Origin of the sequence: Bacillus sp. CFBP9009 (assembly GCF_036541465.1) — a bacterium.
Lineage (GTDB): Bacteria > Bacillota > Bacilli > Bacillales > DSM-1321 > Peribacillus.
In genome coordinates, this window is the sequence record NZ_JAZHFU010000003.1 from 523,213 (window position 1) to 543,722 (window position 20,510).

At 41.6% G+C, this 20,510-nt stretch carries 22 protein-coding genes; 17 read left to right on the forward strand and 5 right to left on the reverse strand.

Annotated features, from left to right (window positions below; genetic code table 11):
- Positions 1-111: 111 nt before the first annotated feature.
- Entirely contained in the window at positions 112-435 is a 324-nt protein-coding gene (locus V3595_RS11925; RefSeq protein ID WP_485907385.1) for a hypothetical protein, read from the reverse strand.
- A gap of 137 nt (positions 436-572) precedes the next feature.
- On the opposite strand from V3595_RS11925, the gene V3595_RS11930 reads away from it, so the two are divergent.
- A complete protein-coding gene (locus V3595_RS11930) occupies positions 573-848 on the forward strand; it encodes a YlbG family protein (RefSeq protein WP_048684554.1) in 276 nt (91 codons plus the stop codon).
- Positions 849-897: 49 nt separating this feature from the next.
- Here V3595_RS11930 and V3595_RS11935 read toward each other — a convergent pair whose 3' ends face one another.
- Positions 898-1,287: a DUF7147 family protein gene (locus V3595_RS11935; protein WP_063231953.1), complete on the reverse strand. Its 390-nt coding sequence runs from the start codon at positions 1,285-1,287 to the stop codon at positions 898-900.
- Between the two features lie 457 nt (positions 1,288-1,744).
- Between V3595_RS11935 and rsmD the strand changes: the two genes are divergently transcribed.
- On the forward strand, positions 1,745-2,320 hold the full coding sequence (gene rsmD / locus V3595_RS11940; protein ID WP_034313946.1) for a 16S rRNA (guanine(966)-N(2))-methyltransferase RsmD: 576 nt from the start codon (positions 1,745-1,747) through the stop codon (positions 2,318-2,320).
- The gene (coaD, locus tag V3595_RS11945) at positions 2,321-2,812 is read left to right on the forward strand and encodes a pantetheine-phosphate adenylyltransferase (RefSeq protein WP_350301939.1); all 492 of its coding nucleotides are present in this window, start codon (positions 2,321-2,323) and stop codon (positions 2,810-2,812) included.
- Between the two features lie 41 nt (positions 2,813-2,853).
- Here the strand turns inward: coaD and ylbJ are convergent, their stop codons facing one another.
- Positions 2,854-4,071 carry a sporulation integral membrane protein YlbJ gene (ylbJ, locus tag V3595_RS11950; RefSeq protein ID WP_485907386.1) on the reverse strand — a complete coding sequence of 406 codons (1,218 nt, stop codon included), beginning with the start codon at positions 4,069-4,071 and terminating at the stop codon, positions 2,854-2,856.
- Between the two features lie 309 nt (positions 4,072-4,380).
- On the opposite strand from ylbJ, the gene V3595_RS11955 reads away from it, so the two are divergent.
- Both V3595_RS11955 and V3595_RS11960 read left to right on the forward strand, forming a co-directional pair.
- Positions 4,381-5,178, forward strand: a complete 798-nt coding sequence (locus V3595_RS11955) for a patatin-like phospholipase family protein (protein WP_137018809.1) — start codon at positions 4,381-4,383, stop codon at positions 5,176-5,178.
- On the forward strand, positions 5,168-6,193 hold the full coding sequence (locus tag V3595_RS11960; protein WP_485907387.1) for a SepM family pheromone-processing serine protease: 1,026 nt from the start codon (positions 5,168-5,170) through the stop codon (positions 6,191-6,193). The genes V3595_RS11955 and V3595_RS11960 overlap by 11 nt, the downstream gene beginning before the upstream one ends.
- Positions 6,194-6,284: 91 nt before the next feature.
- On the opposite strand, the gene V3595_RS11965 is transcribed toward V3595_RS11960, so the two are convergent.
- On the reverse strand, positions 6,285-7,490 hold the full coding sequence (locus V3595_RS11965) for a nucleotidyltransferase (protein WP_485907388.1): 1,206 nt from the start codon (positions 7,488-7,490) through the stop codon (positions 6,285-6,287).
- Between the two features lie 219 nt (positions 7,491-7,709).
- Between V3595_RS11965 and V3595_RS11970 the strand changes: the two genes are divergently transcribed.
- The 4 genes from V3595_RS11970 (at position 7,710) to V3595_RS11985 (ending at position 10,083) form a co-directional block, all read left to right on the forward strand.
- The gene (locus V3595_RS11970; protein WP_098371093.1) at positions 7,710-8,231 is read left to right on the forward strand and encodes a YceD family protein; all 522 of its coding nucleotides are present in this window, start codon (positions 7,710-7,712) and stop codon (positions 8,229-8,231) included.
- A 65-nt stretch (positions 8,232-8,296) separates the two neighbouring features.
- Positions 8,297-8,470, forward strand: a complete 174-nt coding sequence (gene rpmF, locus V3595_RS11975; protein WP_034313929.1) for a 50S ribosomal protein L32 — start codon at positions 8,297-8,299, stop codon at positions 8,468-8,470.
- A gap of 70 nt (positions 8,471-8,540) precedes the next feature.
- Positions 8,541-9,383 carry an enoyl-CoA hydratase/isomerase family protein gene (locus V3595_RS11980; protein ID WP_485907389.1) on the forward strand — a complete coding sequence of 281 codons (843 nt, stop codon included), beginning with the start codon at positions 8,541-8,543 and terminating at the stop codon, positions 9,381-9,383.
- A gap of 79 nt (positions 9,384-9,462) precedes the next feature.
- Positions 9,463-10,083, forward strand: coding sequence for an RsfA family transcriptional regulator (locus tag V3595_RS11985; protein ID WP_485907390.1), 621 nt, complete (start codon positions 9,463-9,465; stop codon positions 10,081-10,083).
- A 44-nt stretch (positions 10,084-10,127) separates the two neighbouring features.
- Here V3595_RS11985 and V3595_RS11990 read toward each other — a convergent pair whose 3' ends face one another.
- Positions 10,128-10,616 carry an N-acetyltransferase gene (locus tag V3595_RS11990; protein ID WP_101224571.1) on the reverse strand — a complete coding sequence of 163 codons (489 nt, stop codon included), beginning with the start codon at positions 10,614-10,616 and terminating at the stop codon, positions 10,128-10,130.
- A gap of 469 nt (positions 10,617-11,085) precedes the next feature.
- On the opposite strand from V3595_RS11990, the gene V3595_RS11995 reads away from it, so the two are divergent.
- From V3595_RS11995 to V3595_RS12030, 8 genes are all read left to right on the forward strand, one after another.
- Entirely contained in the window at positions 11,086-11,970 is an 885-nt protein-coding gene (locus V3595_RS11995) for a 2-dehydropantoate 2-reductase (protein WP_485907391.1), read from the forward strand.
- 4 nt (positions 11,971-11,974) lie between these two features.
- The gene (locus V3595_RS12000; RefSeq protein WP_350301946.1) at positions 11,975-12,367 is read left to right on the forward strand and encodes a DUF3397 domain-containing protein; all 393 of its coding nucleotides are present in this window, start codon (positions 11,975-11,977) and stop codon (positions 12,365-12,367) included.
- Positions 12,368-12,476: 109 nt separating this feature from the next.
- Positions 12,477-14,105, forward strand: a complete 1,629-nt coding sequence (gene bshC / locus V3595_RS12005) for a bacillithiol biosynthesis cysteine-adding enzyme BshC (RefSeq protein ID WP_485907392.1) — start codon at positions 12,477-12,479, stop codon at positions 14,103-14,105.
- A gap of 342 nt (positions 14,106-14,447) precedes the next feature.
- Positions 14,448-14,879: a division/cell wall cluster transcriptional repressor MraZ gene (gene mraZ, locus V3595_RS12010; protein WP_034313914.1), complete on the forward strand. Its 432-nt coding sequence runs from the start codon at positions 14,448-14,450 to the stop codon at positions 14,877-14,879.
- Positions 14,880-14,931: 52 nt separating this feature from the next.
- The gene (rsmH, locus tag V3595_RS12015; RefSeq protein WP_034313911.1) at positions 14,932-15,864 is read left to right on the forward strand and encodes a 16S rRNA (cytosine(1402)-N(4))-methyltransferase RsmH; all 933 of its coding nucleotides are present in this window, start codon (positions 14,932-14,934) and stop codon (positions 15,862-15,864) included.
- 31 nt (positions 15,865-15,895) lie between these two features.
- Complete coding sequence (gene ftsL / locus V3595_RS12020; protein WP_101224576.1) at positions 15,896-16,252, forward strand: cell division protein FtsL; 357 nt, start codon at positions 15,896-15,898, stop codon at positions 16,250-16,252.
- Between the two features lie 2 nt (positions 16,253-16,254).
- Complete coding sequence (locus V3595_RS12025) at positions 16,255-18,411, forward strand: penicillin-binding protein (RefSeq protein WP_485907393.1); 2,157 nt, start codon at positions 16,255-16,257, stop codon at positions 18,409-18,411.
- Positions 18,412-18,524: 113 nt separating this feature from the next.
- The gene (locus V3595_RS12030; protein ID WP_485907394.1) at positions 18,525-20,447 is read left to right on the forward strand and encodes a stage V sporulation protein D; all 1,923 of its coding nucleotides are present in this window, start codon (positions 18,525-18,527) and stop codon (positions 20,445-20,447) included.
- Positions 20,448-20,510: the final 63 nt, after the last annotated feature.

The window sequence follows — 20,510 nt, forward strand, 5'->3', positions numbered from 1 at the left end:
GGTGGCTGTGTCATGTAAGGAACCTTCGTCGAGACATTGTTAAATGATCCGATGCATGTATAAAGATTTTCTTGTTATTATCATTTATATTCCGGATACATGACAAAGCGATTAACTGCGATATAAAATACAATCCGGACATAGGTTGCCGCAGCAAAACATCTTTTGCTGCGGCACATAAAAACGATGCCGGAACACATATAAATGTTCTTCCTGCCGTACGAAAATGGTTTCACAATGAAGCTGCTTGCCGCGCATTGAAAGGCTTGCAGCTTTTTTTATTAAAAAAGAAAGCTTACTATTATCATTTTGAGCCGGATGATAATGGATATATAAAAATGGTATACCTGTGAACTTTTTTATCGAAGCTTGGGTAATTTCATTATTATCTAATAGATGATCAATAAATTGATGCCAAATTTGGTTTAAATCCATCGTTTGTTAGGCTCCCTTCACAGTGTATATATTCATAATAGTGAGAGAATTTCGTTTATAATCTTTTTTCTTGGTTGAAAGTAAAGATTCTGCTATGCTACACTTAGTTAAAACCTTTATAAAAGGGAGTTATTGATATGCTTGGAGCGAGACAGGGAATCATCGTCTATTTACATACATTAAAACAAGCCAAAATGCTTAGGAAATTTGGAAATATCCATTATGTTTCAAAAAAGTTGAAATATGTGGTGCTTTATACGAATATGGATGAAGTGGAACCACTAGTGGAAAAGCTGAATAATTATTCGTTCGTTAAAAAAGTGGACCTTTCTTACAAGCCTTTTTTGAAGGTGGAGTTCGAAAACTCCAAACCGGATAAAGCGAAGGAATATGATTATAAAATGGGAATTTGAAAAAAGCTGACTCATGCGGAGTCAGCTTTTTTCAAATTCAGGGGATCAATCAACCTAATGGGGGCAGATACCTATTCATTCGCAAAATGCCGATTAAATGTTGGTAATACAACTCGATTTCTGCAAAGAGCACTGAAGGTTTCACGTCGATTTCAATAATCGGTCTATCCAGTTCCTCTGCCAAGTTCTCAAAAAGCTCATAGCGTTTGTTTTTGGTGGCATGAGGGTTCGGTATACCTTCACGGCAAATGTAAAGCGGCTGGAATTTCCCGGGATCTGTGGGCTGCATGACGATCACCAATGACGTTACCTTTTTATCATTTATAGTAGTATGCATGGCCAAAAGCCTTGCAACTCGATGTTTCTGATTGCGTCCTACTTCCAGCAACTCATATATATCGGAATATCCTTGTCCAATTTCAATAAAACGTTGAATCAATTAAACCTCTCCTAACTAACTTATTATTCATTACTTTATCATTATCCCTCATAAAAGAGAAGGACAACTTCATTGACGAAGCATGACAAAGACACTTAGATATCAGAGATTAAACAATAAAAAAAGCCCTGCAAAAATATGCAGGGTCCTTCTATGTCTAACTAAGGACCAGAAGGCAAAGGGAGAGGAGAAACCGGAGGAAGAGCTTATGGGGAAACGTAAGCCTTCTCCGCGGTTGGCAACAACACCTAAAAAGGAATGTTGTTATTCACATTATTGCCAAAAACCACATTATTATTCAAAATGTAAAAGATTTATAAAAAGAATCCATGGTCCGAAATGATACGTTGATTTTATCTTGGAAATGAAGCCAAATGGGTTTAAATATTGGCTAGCTTTTTCTAATATGTTAGGATAGGAAAGTAACAGAAATTTGTCATAAAATGTGGTGAGGATTATGAGGGTCGTTTCCGGAATTTGCAAAGGAAGACCACTTAAGGCTGTACCGGGTACAGGAACCCGGCCGACTACTGATAAAGTCAAGGAATCCATTTTCAATATGATTGGTCCTTATTTCGAAGGAGGGCTGGTCCTCGACTTGTTTGCCGGGAGCGGTGGACTGGGAATTGAAGCGTTAAGCAGAGGCATGGATAAAGCCATATTTGTCGACCGGGATTTTAAAGCAAATCAAACGGTTAAGGCCAATTTGGAACTATGCAAGTTTTCAGACCGTGCAGAAGTTTATAAGAATGATTCAGAGCGTGCACTGAAGGCTTTGGTGAAAAGGGAAATGACTTTTGAATTGATTTTTCTTGATCCACCTTATAAGAAACAAAAGCTAGTCGAGATTCTTGAAGAAATACATAAATACCGATTGCTGAACGATATGGGATACATTGTTTGTGAGCATGGCCATGATGTTACATTGCCAGAAAAAGTTGGTGACTTTACCGTTAAGAGAAAAGAAGTTTATGGCGTCATTGCCGTTACGATTTATCAATGGGGAAACGTACACGAACAGGGGGAACTATGAATGTCCAAAATAGCGATTTGTCCGGGGAGTTTTGATCCAATAACATTTGGTCATCTTGATATCATTCAAAGGGGAGCGAATGTTTTTGATGAGGTATATGTGGTCATCGTGAACAATTCAGCGAAAAATTCACTTTTTACAGTGGAGGAGAGACTGGAATTGATTACTGAGGCGACTGCCCATATGCCGAATGTTAAAGTGGATTTCTATCAGGGATTGACGGTCGACTATGCTGAAAGCGTTTCCGCGAATGCCATTATCAGGGGATTGAGGGCGACTTCCGACTTTGAATATGAAATGCAGGGAACTTCGATGAACCGATTCCTAAACAATAAAATAGAGTCATTCTTTATCATGACGAAAAATCAATATTCTTTCTTGAGTTCAAGTATCGTGAAAGAGGTAGCGAAGTATGGCGGGGATATCTCCGAACTAGTGCCAAGCGTCGTCCAGAAAGCCCTGGCCAAAAAGTACAAGGAACTGAAAGGATAGAAAAAAGAGCATTGCCTACGCGCAATGCTCTTTTTTTCGGTTTAAGAAAGGCCTTTGAATAGCCTTTTGGTAAATATGATGATGTATAGGATCAAAAACAAGAGTGTTAGAATGGGGCCGAAATCAAGCATGTTCTGATATAGGGAATTCACGTGTTCACCGGATCCGCTGACTGGGAATGCGTTTAACGGGCTGCCGCTGTACATATTGCCTTTATAGAATGGTTCCCAAAGCAAGAGGGTAATAATGGATGCCAGAAGGCCATGTGCTATCCTAGCCAGAAAAAAGGGAGTGAAACGAATGTCTGTTGCGGCAATGATGCTGGCAACTTGCGCTTGAATGCTAAAACCGTTGAAAGCTAAGATGAAACTTGTCATCACAGTTTGCTGAAAGAGTGTCGCATCTTCGACCGTACTGGTTAATTTTGAACCAAGAGTCATTTCAAACATACCTGATATGAAGGGGAGGCTTAAGGAATCCGGGAAATTAAAAATATGTAAAATTCCTCCGACCCACGATGCTAGCAATCCGGTAATGTTCATATGAAATAAAAGCTTGTTCACCACCGAAAAGAGAATGATGAATCCCCCGATCATTAATAGGGTTTGGATGGATGAGATTACCGCATCTCCAAGTAAACTGCCAAATGGTCTTGTTTCTTTTATTCTGGTTCGATGCATTTGGCTAAAAGCTTGTCTTATGGAGGGGAGCTTGGTCATTACTTTAGTATGGGATTTTTCTTCTTTCCAACGGTAAAAACGCATGATGATGCCTACACAAAAATTTCCTAGGTAGTGGGAAAGTGCAAGGATGATCCCTAAATGAGGATTGTGGAAAAACCCGACGGCAACGGCAACGAACAGAAACAATGGATTAGATGAATTAGTAAAACAAACGAGTCTTTCAGCTTCAATGCGGGTCAATTGTTCTTCTTGACGAAGCCTCACAGTGAATTTCGCTCCGGCTGGAAATCCTGATGCAAGTCCCATCGCCCAAACGAAACCGCCCACTCCTGGTACACGGAATAAGGGGCGCATAAATGGTTCGAGCATGACGCCAATGAACCTGACAACCCCAAAACTGATTAATAACTCCGAGAAAATCAAGAAAGGTAGAAGCGAAGGGAACACAATTGTCCACCAAATATTGAGTCCGCCTTTGGAAGCTTCAAAGGATTCTTGGGGGAAGATGATCAAGCCAACTGCCATCATCGTGACGGAGGTAGCTAACAGTACTGTTTTAGATTTTGATTTTAGCAAAATTCAGCCTCCTCTTGAAGGTTACTAAATAAGGGCAGTTCGTTTCGTATATAATAAAATATGAACTTCCTTTTCTCGAAAAGTAAGCGCATGATGAAATGTGGATTGTTCCGACATGTATAAATGAGGATGATCCTCATGATGGAATTTCAATGAAACCCTGCACTTTATTGGCTGGCATAGCTTATATCTGCCATGCTTGTTTCACTGTCAATATAAATAATATGCTTCTATAAATCCGTTTAAGACCATAACTTTGAATGAGTGTTATTTCAATATTTTGAACTAGTTATAGCGGGAGGGATATCTTTGTCGAAACCAAAAGTCGGGCTTGCACTTGGGTCAGGAGGAGCTAGGGGGTTTGCACATATTGGCGTGATAAAGGTATTACAGCAAGAAGGCATTCCGATAGATATGATTGCTGGAAGCAGCATGGGAGCTATGGTTGCAGCCTTTTATGGAGCGGGTTCGGATATCGAGAGGCTGTATAAGTTGTCACGTGCATTTAAGCGAAAGTATTATTTAGACTTCACCATACCTAAAATGGGCTTTATTTCAGGTAAACGGACAAAGGATTTAATCAGGGTATTTACATATGGCAAGAAATTTGAAGAACTTGATATTCCTGTGGCGGTGGTCGCCACTGATATAAAAACGGGGGAAAAAGTCATCTTTCAGGAAGGTCCCATCGCACCGGCTGTAAGGGCAAGCATTTCCATTCCCGGCATTTTCATTCCCGAAAAAATCGGAAACAGACTGCTTGTTGATGGCGGCGTTGTTGACAGGGTTCCTGTTTCAGTCGTGAAGGATATGGGAGCAGACATCATAATTGGTGTGGATGTAGCCCACGTGAAACAGGATATGGAGATAAACTCCATCTATGATGTCATCATGCAAAGCCTCGATATCCTGCAAATGGAACTGGTTAAAAGCAGGGAGTTTGCTTCAGACGTCATGATACGCCCCAGGGTTGAGAAATACAGCTCTAAATCATTTACAAACGTTCAGGAAATAATTAGTATTGGAGAAGAAGCTGCAAGAGGAAAGATAGATCAAATTAAGCAGAGCATTGTTACTTGGAAGGAGTCCTTTGAAGATGAGCCGTAAAATATATGTACGCACTTTCCTGGTGGTGGCTATACTTCTCATAGCATCAGCCCTTTATTCCCTACCTTTTTATGTATCAAAACCAGGAATGGCTAAAGAATTGGAGCCAATCATTGAGGTATCCGGAGGAGATGAAGCAAAAGGAAGCTTTATGTTAACCACTGTAAGGATGGGCCGGGCGAATATATATTCCTACATGCTGGCGAAATGGAGCAAATATCAGGAGCTTTATCCGGAAACCTCCATTCGAAGCGAAGATGAAACAGATGAAGAATATAATATCAGGCAGCTGCACTTAATGGATGGTTCTAAAAATAATGCCATTCAGATCGCATATGAAAAAGCAGGGAAAGATGTCGATTACGAGTACCTGGGTGTATATGTTTTGGACGTGCTAAAAGGAATGCCGGCAGCTAAAGAGCTGAAAGCGGGCGATCAAATCATTCAGGTCGATGACGTTAAATTCAAGTCTGCACAGGAATTCATGGACTACATTAACGGAAAAAAGGCTGGAGATGAAGTAAAAATAGTGTATAAGCGGGAAGAGACGGAGAAAACGGCCGTTCTTTCATTGCAGCCTTTTAAAAATGACCCAAATAGGGTCGGAATAGGCATTTCGCTGGATGACAATCGAAAAGTGACCACAAAACCGGCGATTGCCATAGATTCAGAACAAATAGGCGGTCCTTCGGCTGGTTTAATGTTTTCATTGGAGATTTATAATCAATTAACAAAAGGCGATCTTACAGGTGGCTATGACATAGCGGGTACAGGAACGATGTCTGATGATGGGACAGTCGGTCCAATTGGCGGAATTCAACAGAAAATAGTTGCAGCCGATAAATCTGGAGCGGAAATATTCTTTGCCCCAAATGAAAACGGAGCAGCAGGTTCGAATTATGAAGATGCACTCATTGCAGCAAAGGATATCGACACGGACATGAAGATCGTACCGATTGACAACTTTGATGATGCAATAGCCTATTTAACGAAGCTGAAAGGAAAGGAAAAATGAAAAAAAGCGCAGGCAGTCATCTACTGTTTGCGCTTTTTTGATGATTGGATTTTTATTCTTAAAGATGGACGGGCCAAGCTTAAACCATTCTTCATTTGAAAATGATGGGAGATTCATATTCCCGTTTCATCAAGGCAGCCTGATACGGTTCGGACAAGCCAAGTGCGTACACCTGTGCCGCTCGCAAGTCCGTATCGATGTCCTGCTTCTGATAGGACGAAAGTTTAGAGATGAGCGGGAGGAGCAAGCCTTTTTTTACAGTGCGAAGATATTCTTGTCCCCGGCCATTCATGCCAAGAAGTCTGATATAGGCTGGTTGATCATTGTGAATCATCTGTTCCTTTAATGTATGGGTCAATATGTGGACGCACATCCGCTGTAGTCGTGTCCATGTGTAGCGTTTTGTCTTCAGATCTGCCATGAATCCAGAAAAGCTCGAAGATTGTTTGGCCATCTCCTTTATTCGGTGTTCTATGCCTTCCTCAATTTCGTATATCCCTGCCAATTCGATTAAAGAGGAAGAAAGGATTCGGTATTTCAACAGGGGCCAATACATTTCCCAGTCATGCAAGGCATGGTAGCGCGTTAAATATTGCTCAAGACCATTCATTGTCGGCTGAGGAATATAACTGGAAACAGAATTTAATTCCCTGTGTTCATGGATGGCTTTACGTATCCCTGTTGCGCTGGCAATAGGGTCTTTGGACAACTTTGTTTCATGGTATCCGGCAGCGACCCTTTGAATCGTATAAGGGCGAATGGAGTAGCCATTTGATAGGGCAGCACTTACATATTCCTTTCCAAGAATATTATTTGGCTTCGTCAAATCCAATGCCGCATCATCATTGATGATCGATCGATAAGCCTGGGCAGCACTGGCCGGATAACTATTACCGGCATCCATAGCCGATTTAATTGCAGCATCGAATGCAGCGGAATTATCCGAAAGAATTCTGTGGGCGGTGATGAATGGTTCAATTCGGCCATCTTCGCTTCCGAAGCAAAAGGAGTCACAGCCAAGGGATTCCAAAAGGGAAATAGATCCTTTTGCAAATATCTCCGCCTTCTGTGTCGCGAAAGCATAGGGAAGTTCAATGACAAGATCTATGCCGCCATTCAAGGCCATTTCGGCACGGGTCCACTTGCTGACGATAGCGGGCTCGCCACGCTGTAAAAAGGGCCCGCTCATGACAGCGACCACAACATCTGCCCCTGTTTTTTCTCTACTTTCTCTTGCATGTAAAACATGTCCATTATGAAAAGGGTTATATTCGACTACTAAACCGCAAGCTTTCATTCGTTCACCTCAGAGAAAAACTTTGTATTTTATCAACTTAGTGCTAAAATAGTATTTCAAGTAAAATTACTATAAGTAATCGTCCGGATTTTTTTGTTTGTAATGATTCTTAAACCTAGACAATCAGTTAGGATGACTACATTATAGTGTAAAGAAAAAATATTGACAAACTTATAATTGAAAGCTATAATTATTTTTGTTGCCTTGAGGTGATTTCAATTGAAATGGACGATTAGTCAACTTCAAAAAATTCGGGACAAAGATTTACGGTTTGATGAACTGGTGGATGTCTTGGACATTAGAGAAAGAGACCCGCAAATTCGCGATGTTTCTCCGATCAGAGTAGCAGGAAGAGCTGATATCAGCTCGACCGAGATTACTTTTCACTTGCATCTTTCAGGTGAATTAACATTACCTTGCTCCCGTACACTGGTAGACGTTAAATATCCGATTGATATTGATACAAAGGAAACCTTTCTTTTAAAGGCAGATGGCGCCGATTTCTACGGAGACGATGTTACTGTTGTGGAAGGTGACGTTGTAGACTTAATACCGGTAATTAAAGAAAATTTATTGCTAGAAATTCCGATGCAGGTTTTTTGTGAGGATGTCGATTCGAATGAAGCTGCTCCTCAATCCGGGAAAGACTGGGCTGTTATTTCTGAAGAGGAAAATGAGCATAAGGTTGATCCGAGATTTGCAAAGCTTGCCGACTTTTTTGACAACAATAAAGAATCTTGATTGGAACGAAAAATCGTTAATCCGATTTTTCCAGCTTTTTTATATTTTTTAAGGAGGTGGGAATAATGGCTGTACCTTTTAGAAGAACGTCGAAAACTGTAAAAAGAAAACGTCGTACACACTTCAAGCTTCAAGTACCTGGTATGGTAGAATGCCCGAGCTGTGGTGGAATGACTCTTTCACATCACGTTTGTAAAGAATGTGGAACATATAAAGGAAAAGAAGTTGTCGCAAAATAATTTCTTGACCTACTTGAGAGCTTTGCTTTCTTGATGCAACACGCTAATCAAAGCGCAGGGATTTTTCTCTGTGCTTTTTTTACAAATATATTTGGCAGAATATTTTGAATCATCTATGTTTGCCGATGGTTTCGGAGAAGGTGTTAACCTGGATCAAGTAATTAATGTTGAAAAGGATGAACGCGGTTTCATGAAGCTCATGTTTAATAGACCGGAGAAAAGGAATGCCGTTAATTATCAATTGATGGACGAACTCGAGTCGATATTGTCAGAAGCTGCATGCGATGATGAAGTTAAGTTGCTGGTCCTGACAGGGGCGGGCTCTGAGGCATTCTGTTCAGGCGGGGATCTAAGGGAATTTCAGGATTTGCGTACAGAAGAAGAGGCCTTTGCTATGTTATCGAAAATGGGTGAAATTCTATATAAACTAGCAGTTTTCCCAAAACCAACAATAGCGCTCATCAATGGAAGTGCTTTCGGCGGTGGATGCGAAATTGCGACAGCTTGTGATTTCAGATTAGCAAAGAGGGAAGTTAAGCTAGGGTTTGTACAAGGTACTCTGGGAATAACGACAGGCTGGGGCGGAGCTTCACTTTTACTTGAAAAAATATCAGGGCAAAAAGCGCTAAAGCTATTATTGGATGCAAAAATACATAAAGCCGAGGAAGCAAAGGAATTGGGTTTCGTAGATGAGATAGTCGGAGAAGGTGCGGATGGATGGGAAAGGTTCGCAGAAGATTTTCTTCGCCATGAGACAGGGGTATTGATGGCCTATAAGCGATTGCTGGTCCATAAATGGCAGGGTAGCGGGCTTAAAGGAAGAATGGATGCGGAAATCCGGGAATGTTCTAAACTGTGGGCGAGTGATGAGCATCATGCTGCTGTCGATCGTTTTTTAAATAAGAAAAAATAAATATTACACGCTCTATATATCTTCTATCTTTCCTAGCATGTGCATATTATGAATTAAAACTTGCTAAGGAGGTAGAGAGATGACGATTGCGAGACAAGATGCATGGACTCATGATGAGGATCTGTTGTTGGCTGAAGTGGTGCTAAGGCATATACGAGAAGGCAGTACACAATTAAAGGCGTTTGAAGAAGTGGGGAAACAGCTATCGAGGACATCTGCTGCTTGTGGGTTCCGCTGGAATTCATTTGTAAGGAAGCAATATAAATCAGGGATAGAGCTGGCGAAAAAACAAAGGAAAGAACAGGTGGTCAATAATCCTGAAATGGAAAGGGATTCGGTTGCAGCGGTGGAAAATGTCACGATTGAAGAAAAGCCCCCCCGGCATGAAGATAAAGAATCTATTACCCTTCAGGAAGTTATATTATATTTAACCAAAATGGATGAATTCTTTCAGCTTGATAATAAGGAAAAAGAACGGATTTCTGAGCGGTCCCTATTTCTTGAACAGGAAAATGTCCGATTGCTGGAAGAGAATGCTTTGCTTAAAGAAAACCTGAAAGCTGTTGAGGAAGATTATCGTGCGTTAATGCAGATCATGGAGCGTGCAAGAAAGCTTAGTGTACAAGAGGACGAAAAGACGAATCCGAAGGTAAGTTTCCAAATGGATAAGAATGGTAATTTGGAAAGGGTCAATAAATGAAAAATGCGGGTGGGAAAATCCGCCCGCATTTTTCTTGGTATTCCTTATTCTTGCGTATCTATTTCTTTTTTATCTTGTATGTCAAATGGGCTCCAAATCAGCGGGTTTTCTCCAAGGTCCCTGTCCAAATCATAGGAAACAGCAGAAAAACCCATCTTTTTCCAAAAGTCTTGTGAATGAACTCTTGGGTTGGTTTTGATAGGCATGTTCAGGCTTTTGGCGAATTCAACCAAAGCTCTTCCATAACCTTTTTTCTGATAGTTAGGCAGGACTTCAAGTTTCCAGAGAACAAGGAAGTCCCTGGAATTGTCAAAATACCGGTCAAATTTAGCGCTTCTTTTATACAGGCTCATGCGGGCTACAAGTTTGTCGCCATAAAAGATTCCGTAAAAAGGTGATTGGCTGTCATTTTCAATGATGTTAGCCTCTAAATCATCGAGCATGGACAGTTCCTGTATCCCGTATTCTTTGAATTTTTTGAATTCCTCAAGCGTTTTAAAATTTACAAGTAATCGTTCAACCTTGTATTCCATAAAAAAGCTCCCCCTTAATTCTGATAAACCTCTTCCGATAGTACCCTTTGAAAGTCATCCCACTGATCTTTACCATGTGGAATTCCAGCTTAGGCTATATCTAGTATTACATCATCGATTTATCCTAGCTGATTAAATGCTTATAGCCTTTTATCCCCCGCCCTTTTCCCTCCAATATTTCGTGGGTAGAGATTGGAGTTATCTTTTGTTCCTATAAAGTCTTTAAAATGGCTAAGCTTTTCGTATCTAATATACCATTAAATTAACGCTTAAAGAAGAGAATATATCTTCAATGGCGTATTAATAATTCTTTCCATTGATATTTTATGGCGAGCCTTGTTGGTGGCGGGTAAACTCCATGCAATCAGGTTGACGGCGTTTCCAAAGTTGTTGATGGGAAATTGATGCAGGATAAAAAAGATAATGTGATAAAATAGTAAATATATTTCAAAAAGTAAGGAAGGGTATTATGAGAATTGGAATCATTGGGGGAGGGGCCATCGGGCTGCTGTTTGCGTCTCATTTAAGTGAAAAACATAGTGTGACTCTTTATACCCATACTGCGGATCAGGCGTCCATCATCCAACGTGATGGAATCCGTCTTATTGCGGGTGGTGAAAGCCGGCTGCTGACAGGCATCATTTCTATGGGGCTGGATAAAGGGATATCGGATGTGGATCTTCTTATATTGGCCGTCAAGCAATATCACCTGCCGCAAATACTGCCTAGAATCAAAGGTATTCAGGTTCCATTGCTATTCTTGCAGAATGGCTATGGGCATATTTCTTATTTAAAGGAGCTTCAATCCCCGACCATATATGTGGGGGTAGTGGAGCATGGGGCATTGAAACATGACGGGAATACCGTCGAGCATACAGGGCTCGGCATTACAAGGATCGCTTCCTTTAAAGGGGAACTTGAGAAACTATCGTTAGTGGATGAAAGGATCGATCATTTTCCTTTTACGAAGAGTGAGGATTTTCACTCGATGCTGATGGATAAGCTTGTCGTCAATGCAGTGATAAATCCATTAACAGCGATACTTGGCGTGGAAAATGGCGGTTTGATCACTAACCCCTTTTATTACCAAATGTTTCAAGACCTTTTTGAAGAAGTCTCCGGTATTTTGGAAGTTCAAAATAAGGATGAGTCATTTGAAAATGTGAGGTCCGTTTGTATGGCAACAGCTGAAAATCGATCATCGATGCTAAAAGATTTAGAAAATGGCCGTCAAACGGAAATTGATGCCATTTTGGGTCATATTCTCTCGGAGGCAAAGAGCAAAGGGAAAAGTCATTGCCTGACGTCTTCTTTATATAAGATGGTCAAAGGAAAAGAGTCTCAGGGGGGATGAGGATGTGCCGTACGTAGTTTCAAACCTTGCCGCGATATTTATTACCTTGCCTTTCGCAGGGTATATACTTTTTTTTATTAGTGCCAAACAATTCACTGGGAACCATAGGCGCTCCGTTCAATTTGCAATGGACATGAGTACGCTGCTGTTCGTATTATCCGTCCATTATTTGATCATTACGATTTGGGATAAGCAAATTCTTTGGGTGATCATGCTCATCATGATCCTTAACGCATTCTTGGTGGTCCTTGTCCATTACAAGGTAAAAGAAGAAATCATTTTCCATAAGGTATTAAAAGGTTTTTGGAGAGTGAACTTCGCCTTCTTTTTTGTGGCTTACCTTCTATTATTTTCCATTGGCATAATTACAAGTATTACGAAGATATTGACTACATAACATAGAACATCGCATCAATTTTCTGCTGCTGGGCAACTTCTTTTGTTTTCTTAAACCGGAATGTTATACTCTAAAAAGAATTGTAGTTGCAGAGAAAGGGAGAACAGAAATGGAGATGAAAGATCTCGCGTTACCATCTTTAAACCGTTTTGCATCGGACTATTTACAAAACCGTCTTGAAACGGAGGATTATTTTCACTATGACTTAGCAAAGCCTGACATTTATCTCAATAGATATAGTGAATTGATGAACCGCTCTTTTTCACGTGATGAATTGTCGGATTACATACAACAATACATGTCTCGTCTTTCATTCAGTGAGGCAGTTAAGGGGAATATTGAAAGGTTGCGCAGGGATGATTCCGTGGTTGTGATTGGAGGACAGCAGGCTGGGTTATTATCAGGGCCGCTGTATACCATTCATAAAGTGATTTCGATCATTAAGCTTGCGGAAGACCAGGAAAAAGAATTGGGGCAGCCAGTCATTCCTGTTTTTTGGATAGCTGGAGAAGATCATGATTTAGCTGAAGTCAATCATGTTTATGTCATGAAAAACGGTAAACCCGATAAAAAAACCTATCCTTCCTATCAACCGTATAAAACAATGGTTTCTGACGTGGAGCTGGAAACGGAAAAGGCAGAGAAGTGGCTTGAGGAAATCATTGAAACATATGGAGAAACGGCCTTTACGAATAAACTCCTGATTGATATGAAGGAAACCATTGAGCAATCGAATACCTTCGTCGACTTCTTCGCCAGGCTGATTCATGAATGGTTCAAAGAATATGGCCTTTTACTAGTCGATGCCGGAGATCCGGAATTAAGGCGAATTGAGAGGGCATACTTTGAATCGATGGTCAATGAAAGTGGACGGATTGCTGAAATGGTCGAGGACCAGCAATCATTCATGCATGCGAAAGGGTATGCGAAAATGATTGAAATGGATAAACAGGCTGCTAATTTATTTTATTATGATCCAGAAAAAAAAGATCGATGTTTACTCGAACGTGTAGAAGGCGGTTTCAGCGGAAAAAATGGTGAGGTATCATTTACCGAGCTGGAACTCTTGCAGATAGCCAAAAACCATCCAGAACGATTAAGCAATAATGTCATTACACGCCCGCTTATGCAGGAAATGCTTTTCCCTGTATTGGCTTTCGTTTCAGGGCCAGGGGAAATAGCTTATTGGGCCGAATTAAAAAAGGTATTTGAATTGTTTTCCATGAAGATGCCGCCAATCATTCCTAGGTTAAACATCACGCTGGTGGAGCGCAGTATCCATAGCGACCTTGAAGAAATGGAACTCAGTTTGGAAACTGTTCTGACTGAAGGAACCGCTAATGCTGTGAAAAGTTACCTTGATTCCGTGAAAGATGAGACGATTGACAATCTGTTTGGGACGCTGAAATCACAGCTTGAAGAGAACCATGAAAAGCTATTTGTCCACGCTGTCTCTTTAGATAGAGGACTTGAGCCGATGTTGAACAAAAACATCGAATTCATCCAAAAGCAATTGAATTTCATGTATGGCAAAATCGGTGACCGTACAAAGGAACGGCATTCGGTCATATTGAAGAAATATGAACGGATAGCAAATTCACTGTACCCTCTTGAATCACCCCAGGAGCGGATTTGGAACGTGTTTTATTACTTGAATCAATATGGGCCAGAGTTCGTTCGGGATATGATGAAGCTGGAATACCGGTTCAATAATCAGCATAAATTGATTTTCATTTAGAAAACTATCCGTTTTGGGGAAAAGTGGCGGACTAATCATTTTTTTATGGGGTTGCCACTTCCATTCCTGACGGAGGGATTATAAAGTAAAAAAAAGACAGGTGCTAAAGCCTGTCTTTTTTTCTGTTTCCTGGGCACTTGTCCGGTAGTGCTTCGACAGTAATAGTGGGACTGCGTCTTAGTCTGAGTCCATTCGAGGGAAAGGCGCGTTTCTTTGAATAATTTGCCTAAATAAACTTAAGAAGAAAAGAAGGGAATTTTTACTTGGAAGGAGAAAGTAAAAACAAGTGGAGAAAGGTGGGGGAATGTGGTACATTGAGATTAGAATGTGGGGGTAGTGGGTATGTTCATGGGAGAGTACCATCATAACATCGATATAAAGGGCCGTTTGATAGTCCCGGTGAAATTCAGGGAAAATCTCGGGGAGCAATTTGTTCTTACCCGCGGACTCGATCAATGTTTATTTGGTTATCCTATGGAAGAGTGGAAGCTGCTTGAAGAAAAGCTGAAAGCCCTGCCCTTAACAAAAAAAGATGCCCGAGCCTTTACCCGTTTTTTCTTTTCTGCAGCTACAGAATGCGAAATTGATAAACAAGGGCGAATTAATATCCCCACGCCGCTTACTTCATATGGCCAATTGGAAAAAGAATGTGTAATTCTTGGTGTTACCAATCGTATTGAGATTTGGAGCAAATCCCTTTGGGAAAACTATTTTTCAGCTTCGGAGGATTCTTTCGCTGAGATAGCAGAAAATATGATTGGCTTTGATATTTAAGGCTGCCCTCAGAAATAGAGTCACTCAATAACCGATTGGAAGGATGTCTAGCATGTTTCAACATACAACAGTGTTATTAAAAGAGACGGTTGATGGATTGAACATCAAACCTGATGGAATTTATGTGGATTGTACTTTAGGAGGAGCCGGTCACAGCGAATACTTGCTTTCACAGCTCTCTGACAAAGGCAGGCTTTATGCTTTTGATCAGGACGAAACGGCAATTCGGAATGCTAAGGAGAAATTGGAAAGCTATGGCGAACGTATTGTTCTTGTTCCTAATAATTTTAAATACTTAAAAGAAGAGTTGAATGCCCGGGGAATCGAGAAAGTGGACGGGATCCTTTATGATTTAGGCGTGTCATCCCCACAATTGGATACACCAGAGCGTGGTTTCAGCTATAACCATGATGCACCTTTGGATATGAGGATGGACCAAAGTGCTGCCATTTCTGCCTATGATGTCGTGAATACTTGGTCATTCCATGATTTGCTGAGAATTTTCTTCCAATATGGAGAAGAAAAGTTTTCGAAACAAATTGCCAGGAAAATTGAAGCGGCACGTGAAATAAAACCGATTGAAACGACGTTCGAGCTTGTGGAGTTAATAAAGGATGGGATACCGGCCCCGGCAAGACGTAAAGGCGGACACCCTGCGAAACGAGTGTTCCAAGCAATAAGAATCGCTGTGAATGACGAACTTGGTGTCTTTGAGGATTCCTTGGAGCAAGCCATATCGCTTTTAGATAAAGAGGGAAGAATATCTGTCATTACATTCCATTCACTTGAAGATAGAATTTGTAAAACGGTATTCAAAAAGGCCAGTAGCATGCCTGACCTTCCGCCTGGACTTCCAGTTATCCCGGATGAATTCAAGCCAACCATGAAAATAATTACGAGAAAACCGATTTTACCTTCGGAAGAAGAATTGGAAGGGAATAATCGTTCCCGGTCGGCCAAGCTAAGAATCGCCGAAAAGCAATAATTACAGAAAAAAACAGTAAGGGGGAACATGAATGAGTTCCATAGCCAAAAAAATACAAGAACAGCAATATGAAGACCAACAGCAGCAACAGACACATCAAACGGTGGTCATCCGTAAAGCGAAGATATCCATTGGTGAAGTTTTCTTACTATGTGCCCTTGCTATCATGGTTACCTTTATGGGAGTGAAAATTGTCTCAAATCAAGCGGCCATCTATGAAACGAATAAAGAGATCCAGCTAGTGGAAACGTCGATTGAAGAACAGGGTAAAGTGAATGATGATTTGAAAGTGCAGGTTGCTGAACTTAGTACATACGAGAGAATTTGGAAAAAAGCTGCAGCGCTAGGGTTCAAGTTAAATGAGAATAATGTGAAGGGTGTGCAGTGATAATGCAGAAACAAAAAAATATGAAGCATGGGGCAGCCGGATTATTCTTCTTATTCGGCCTGCTCTTTTTTGTATTAGTCTGCCGCTTTTTGTATATTCAGGTGACAGGAACAGCAGGCGGGGAGGTACTGGCTTCGAAAATCGACAAGAAATATGAAAAAAAACAGGTCATAGAAGCCAAAAGGGGAAGCATACTCGATACAAAGGGGGAAGTCATCGCCGAGGATACTTCCTCCTATATCTTAAGGGCTGTACTCAGTGAAAAGGAGCCCGAGCATGTCAAGGATCCGGAGATGACCGCTAGTAAGCTTGCAAAATATATCGACATGGATGAACAGGACATTTATGAAAGACTTACGAAAAAAGGGGCATACCAGGTGGAATTTGGAAGTGCCGGCAAGGATTTGACTCAGGTCGTCAAGCAGAAAATAGAAAAATTGGAACTGCCGGGAATTACATTCGGAAGAACCAATAAACGTTTCTATCCTAATGGGATTTTCGCCTCCCATCTGATTGGCTATGTAGAAAAGGATGAAGAAACGGGAGAAATGGCTGGTAAGTTCGGCATTGAAAGGTACCTCAATAAAGAATTGCAGGAAACCGATGGGAAGCTGACATATGACAGTGACTCATGGGGCTTCCTTTTACCAGATAAGGAGGAAAAGGTGGTTGCCCCGGATAATGGCAATGATGTCATGCTGACCATCGATAAGAAAATACAAACGTTCTTGGAAGACTCGATGAGCAAAGTGCAGGAAAAATACGATCCCGAACAAATCATAGCGATTGTCTCGAATCCAAAAACGGGGGAGATAGTGGCGATGGGGCAAAGGCCTACCTTCCATCCGACAACGAAAGTCGGACTAACGGATACATGGCGTAACCTGGCTATTGAAGAAACCTTCGAACCGGGTTCAACCATGAAAACATTCACTCTTGCCGCTGCTGTTGAGGAAGGGGTCTTTAATCCGAATGAAAGTTTTGTTGCTGGAACCTACAAAGCCGGATCGGGGAAAATCGGAGATCATAGCGGAATCGAAAGAGGGAAGAGCATGACCTTTCTTGAAGGGGTTCAACGCTCCTCCAATGTCGCTTTCGCTACACTTGCAATGGATAAGATAGGAGCGGATACTTTTCGTGAGTATTTGACTAAGTTCGGATTTGATAAAAAAACGGGAATTGACCTGCCGAACGAGATAACCGGTAAAATTCAATACAAGTATAAGCTTGAAAAAGTGACTACTGCCTTTGGACAGGGTTCGACCGTTACACCGATTCAACAAATCCAAGCTGCATCCGCAATAGCTAATGACGGAAAAATGATGCGGCCATACGTGATAAAAAGCATTTCCGATCAAGATACCGGAAAAGTTACGAAAACGACAAAGCCGAAAGTGACAGGGCAACCGATTTCGGAAGAAACTGCAAAACAGGTACGTGATTATTTGGAAACGGTAATTACCGCGAAAAAAGGAACTGGGAAAAAATATGCCATTGATGGATATGAAGTAGCGGGAAAAACCGGTACCGCACAAATTCCAGGTCCGACAGGTAGATATTTAGAAGGGAAAAATAACTATGTATTCTCCTTTTTAGGCATGGCACCAAAAGATGATCCGCAGTTGGTCATGTATGTGGCGGTCAAGCAGCCGAAGTTAGGTGCATCTTATGTTGGGGCTGATCCATTGTCAGAGATATTTAATCCTGTCATGCAAAATAGCCTGCAATATCTAAACATCAAACCTTCTGATGTTAAAAAACAAAAAGCAAATAAAATCGTTGACTATACGAATCAAACCGAGAGTTCAGCTGTCAAAGAACTGAAGGAACTTGGCTATGATGTAAGTACGATCGGAAGTGGGCGTAAAGTGCTCGATCAATCCCCAAAAGCCGGGAGTATACTCTTACAGGGTGAAAAGATAATACTGCGGACTGAAGGAGAAATGAAAGTTCCTGACATGAAGGGATGGTCCCTGCGCGATGTTATGAAATTGGCTAAGGTTGCAAAACTGGATCTGAAAACTGAAGGTACAGGATATGTGAGTAAACAAAGTCTTGAGGCCGGGAAAAAAGTAAAGGAAGGAGAAACCATCAATATTGAATTATCCCAGCCTGAAGGGGCTGGTGTAGATATACCGACTAAAGAGAAAACAGAGTGAAGATAAAGAGGGGATCCTAAATGGATTCCCTCTTTATTTCTTTCAAGGTTTCTAGTCTAGCATCGAGTAGACAAGCATATATTGAAGCATGTATGAAATGGAGGTGCCTGTTTTTGCGTGTTTCGAATGTTACTGTCCGAAAACGGCTGGCAATCGCATTGGCGATCGGTATCGTTGTTTTTTTTATCATTGATATCCGATTGGGAATTGTACAGTTTTATCTTGGGGATAAGTTGACGGGGCTGGCTAAAGATTCCTGGAGCAGGAATATTCCTTTTGAAGCCAAACGAGGAGAAATTCTCGATCGGAATGGTGTCGAGCTGGCAACGAATATATCTGCACCAACGGTCTATGTCATCCCAAGACAGATTGAGAATCCAGGGGAGACGGCGGAACAGCTTGCTTCAATATTGGATATGACAAAGGAAAAGGCTTATCAATGGTTAACGAAACAGGCGATGAGCGTCAGGATTCCGGAAGGCAGAAAGATATCTCATGAAAAGGCGAAGGAAATTAAAGCATTAGGGATAAAGGGTGTTTATATCGCTGAAGATTCAAAGCGGCATTACCCATTTGGTGAATACCTTTCGCATGTTCTTGGCTTTACGGGCTCCGATAATCAAGGGTTGATGGGTATTGAATTGTCTTATGATAAGGAACTAAGCGGGGAAAAAGGATTCGTTAAATTTTACTCGGATGCGAAAGGGAAAAGGCTCGAGAATATGGCCGATGACTATAAGCCCCCTGTTGATGGTGATAACCTGAAGCTAACCATCGATAGCAAAATCCAGACGATCGTGGAGAGGGAGCTCGATAATGCGGAGGCGACATATGATCCCGATGGTATAATTGCCATTGCAATGAACCCGAATACTGGGGAAATATTGGCAATGTCCAGCAGGCCGACCTTCGACCCAGCCAATTTCCAAAATGTACCTTCAGAAGTGTATAATCGTAATTTACCAGTTTGGAGTATATATGAACCAGGTTCGACTTTTAAGATCATCACGCTTGCTGCGGCGCTTGAGGAAGGGAAGGTCGACTTAGAAAAGGAACATTTTTATGATTCCGGTCATGTGGAGGTGTCAGGGTCTACACTGCACTGCTGGAAAAGAGGAGGACATGGTGACCAAACTTTTCTTGAAGTCGTCGAGAATTCATGTAACCCAGGGTTTGTAGAATTAGGAAACCGGCTTGGTAAAGACAAGCTGTTTAAATATATAAATGATTTCGGGTTTGGGCAAAAGACGGGGATTGATTTAACCGGAGAAGGAAAAGGAATCATGTTCAACATGGATCGAGTGGGTCCGGTTGAGCAGGCAACGACTGCGTTTGGACAAGGTGTAGCCGTAACGCCCATTCAGCAGGTGACAGCGGTATCGGCTGCTGTGAATGGCGGAACTTTGTATACACCTTATATCGCGAAGGAACTGGTGAACCCAAAAAATGGGGAAGTGCTGATGCGAAAGACCCCACAGGCGAAGAAAAAGGTGATTTCGGAAGCAACCTCGAAGAAAGTCCGTGAAGCACTTGAATCCGTTGTCGCCCAAGGTAGCGGTAAAGGAGCTTTCGTGGAGTCGTACCGGGTCGGCGGGAAAACGGGTACTGCCCAAAAAGCTGAAAATGGCCGATACCTTGAAAATAATTATATTCTCTCATTCATAGGTGTCGCTCCAGCGGATGATCCGCAAATCGTCGTTTATATAGCTGTGGATAATCCGAAAGGGACGGTACAATTCGGCGGGGTAGTAGCCGCACCGATCGTTGGGAACATCATGGAGGATTCACTTAGGGCCATGGGCGTCAAGCCAAGGAAAAACCAGATTGAGAAGGAAACGGTCTGGACGGATCCCGTAATGGTCGAGGTACCTGACGTTGTGGGTCTCAGCAAAAAAGAGTTGCAAACCCAGCTCATCGACCTTAAGCTGGATATTGCCGGAAATGGGGATAAAGTCATAAATCAAGCCCCGGATCCAGGCGTTAAAGTAAAACAAGGCTCTACAATAAGAATTTATCTTGGCGAAAATACAGAATAAGTATAATATAATATATGAATAGTTAAAGCGGCTGAAGAATCATCAGCCGCTTTGTTTACGGAG

Bases quoted from the DNA above. Each gene is read 5' to 3' on its own strand.
- V3595_RS11925 (WP_485907385.1), bottom strand. From the start codon at position 435: ATGGATTTAAACCAAATTTGGCATCAATTTATTGATCATCTATTAGAT.
- V3595_RS11930 (WP_048684554.1), top strand. From the start codon at position 573: ATGCTTGGAGCGAGACAGGGAATCATCGTCTATTTACATACATTAAAA.
- rsmD (WP_034313946.1), top strand. From the start codon at position 1,745: ATGAGGGTCGTTTCCGGAATTTGCAAAGGAAGACCACTTAAGGCTGTA.
- coaD (WP_350301939.1), top strand. From the start codon at position 2,321: ATGTCCAAAATAGCGATTTGTCCGGGGAGTTTTGATCCAATAACATTT.
- V3595_RS11960 (WP_485907387.1), top strand. From the start codon at position 5,168: ATGAGCCGTAAAATATATGTACGCACTTTCCTGGTGGTGGCTATACTT.
- V3595_RS11965 (WP_485907388.1), bottom strand. From the start codon at position 7,490: ATGAAAGCTTGCGGTTTAGTAGTCGAATATAACCCTTTTCATAATGGA.
- rpmF (WP_034313929.1), top strand. From the start codon at position 8,297: ATGGCTGTACCTTTTAGAAGAACGTCGAAAACTGTAAAAAGAAAACGT.
- V3595_RS11985 (WP_485907390.1), top strand. From the start codon at position 9,463: ATGACGATTGCGAGACAAGATGCATGGACTCATGATGAGGATCTGTTG.
- V3595_RS11990 (WP_101224571.1), bottom strand. From the start codon at position 10,616: ATGGAATACAAGGTTGAACGATTACTTGTAAATTTTAAAACGCTTGAG.
- V3595_RS11995 (WP_485907391.1), top strand. From the start codon at position 11,086: ATGAGAATTGGAATCATTGGGGGAGGGGCCATCGGGCTGCTGTTTGCG.
- bshC (WP_485907392.1), top strand. From the start codon at position 12,477: ATGGAGATGAAAGATCTCGCGTTACCATCTTTAAACCGTTTTGCATCG.
- mraZ (WP_034313914.1), top strand. From the start codon at position 14,448: ATGTTCATGGGAGAGTACCATCATAACATCGATATAAAGGGCCGTTTG.
- rsmH (WP_034313911.1), top strand. From the start codon at position 14,932: ATGTTTCAACATACAACAGTGTTATTAAAAGAGACGGTTGATGGATTG.
- ftsL (WP_101224576.1), top strand. From the start codon at position 15,896: ATGAGTTCCATAGCCAAAAAAATACAAGAACAGCAATATGAAGACCAA.
- V3595_RS12025 (WP_485907393.1), top strand. From the start codon at position 16,255: ATGCAGAAACAAAAAAATATGAAGCATGGGGCAGCCGGATTATTCTTC.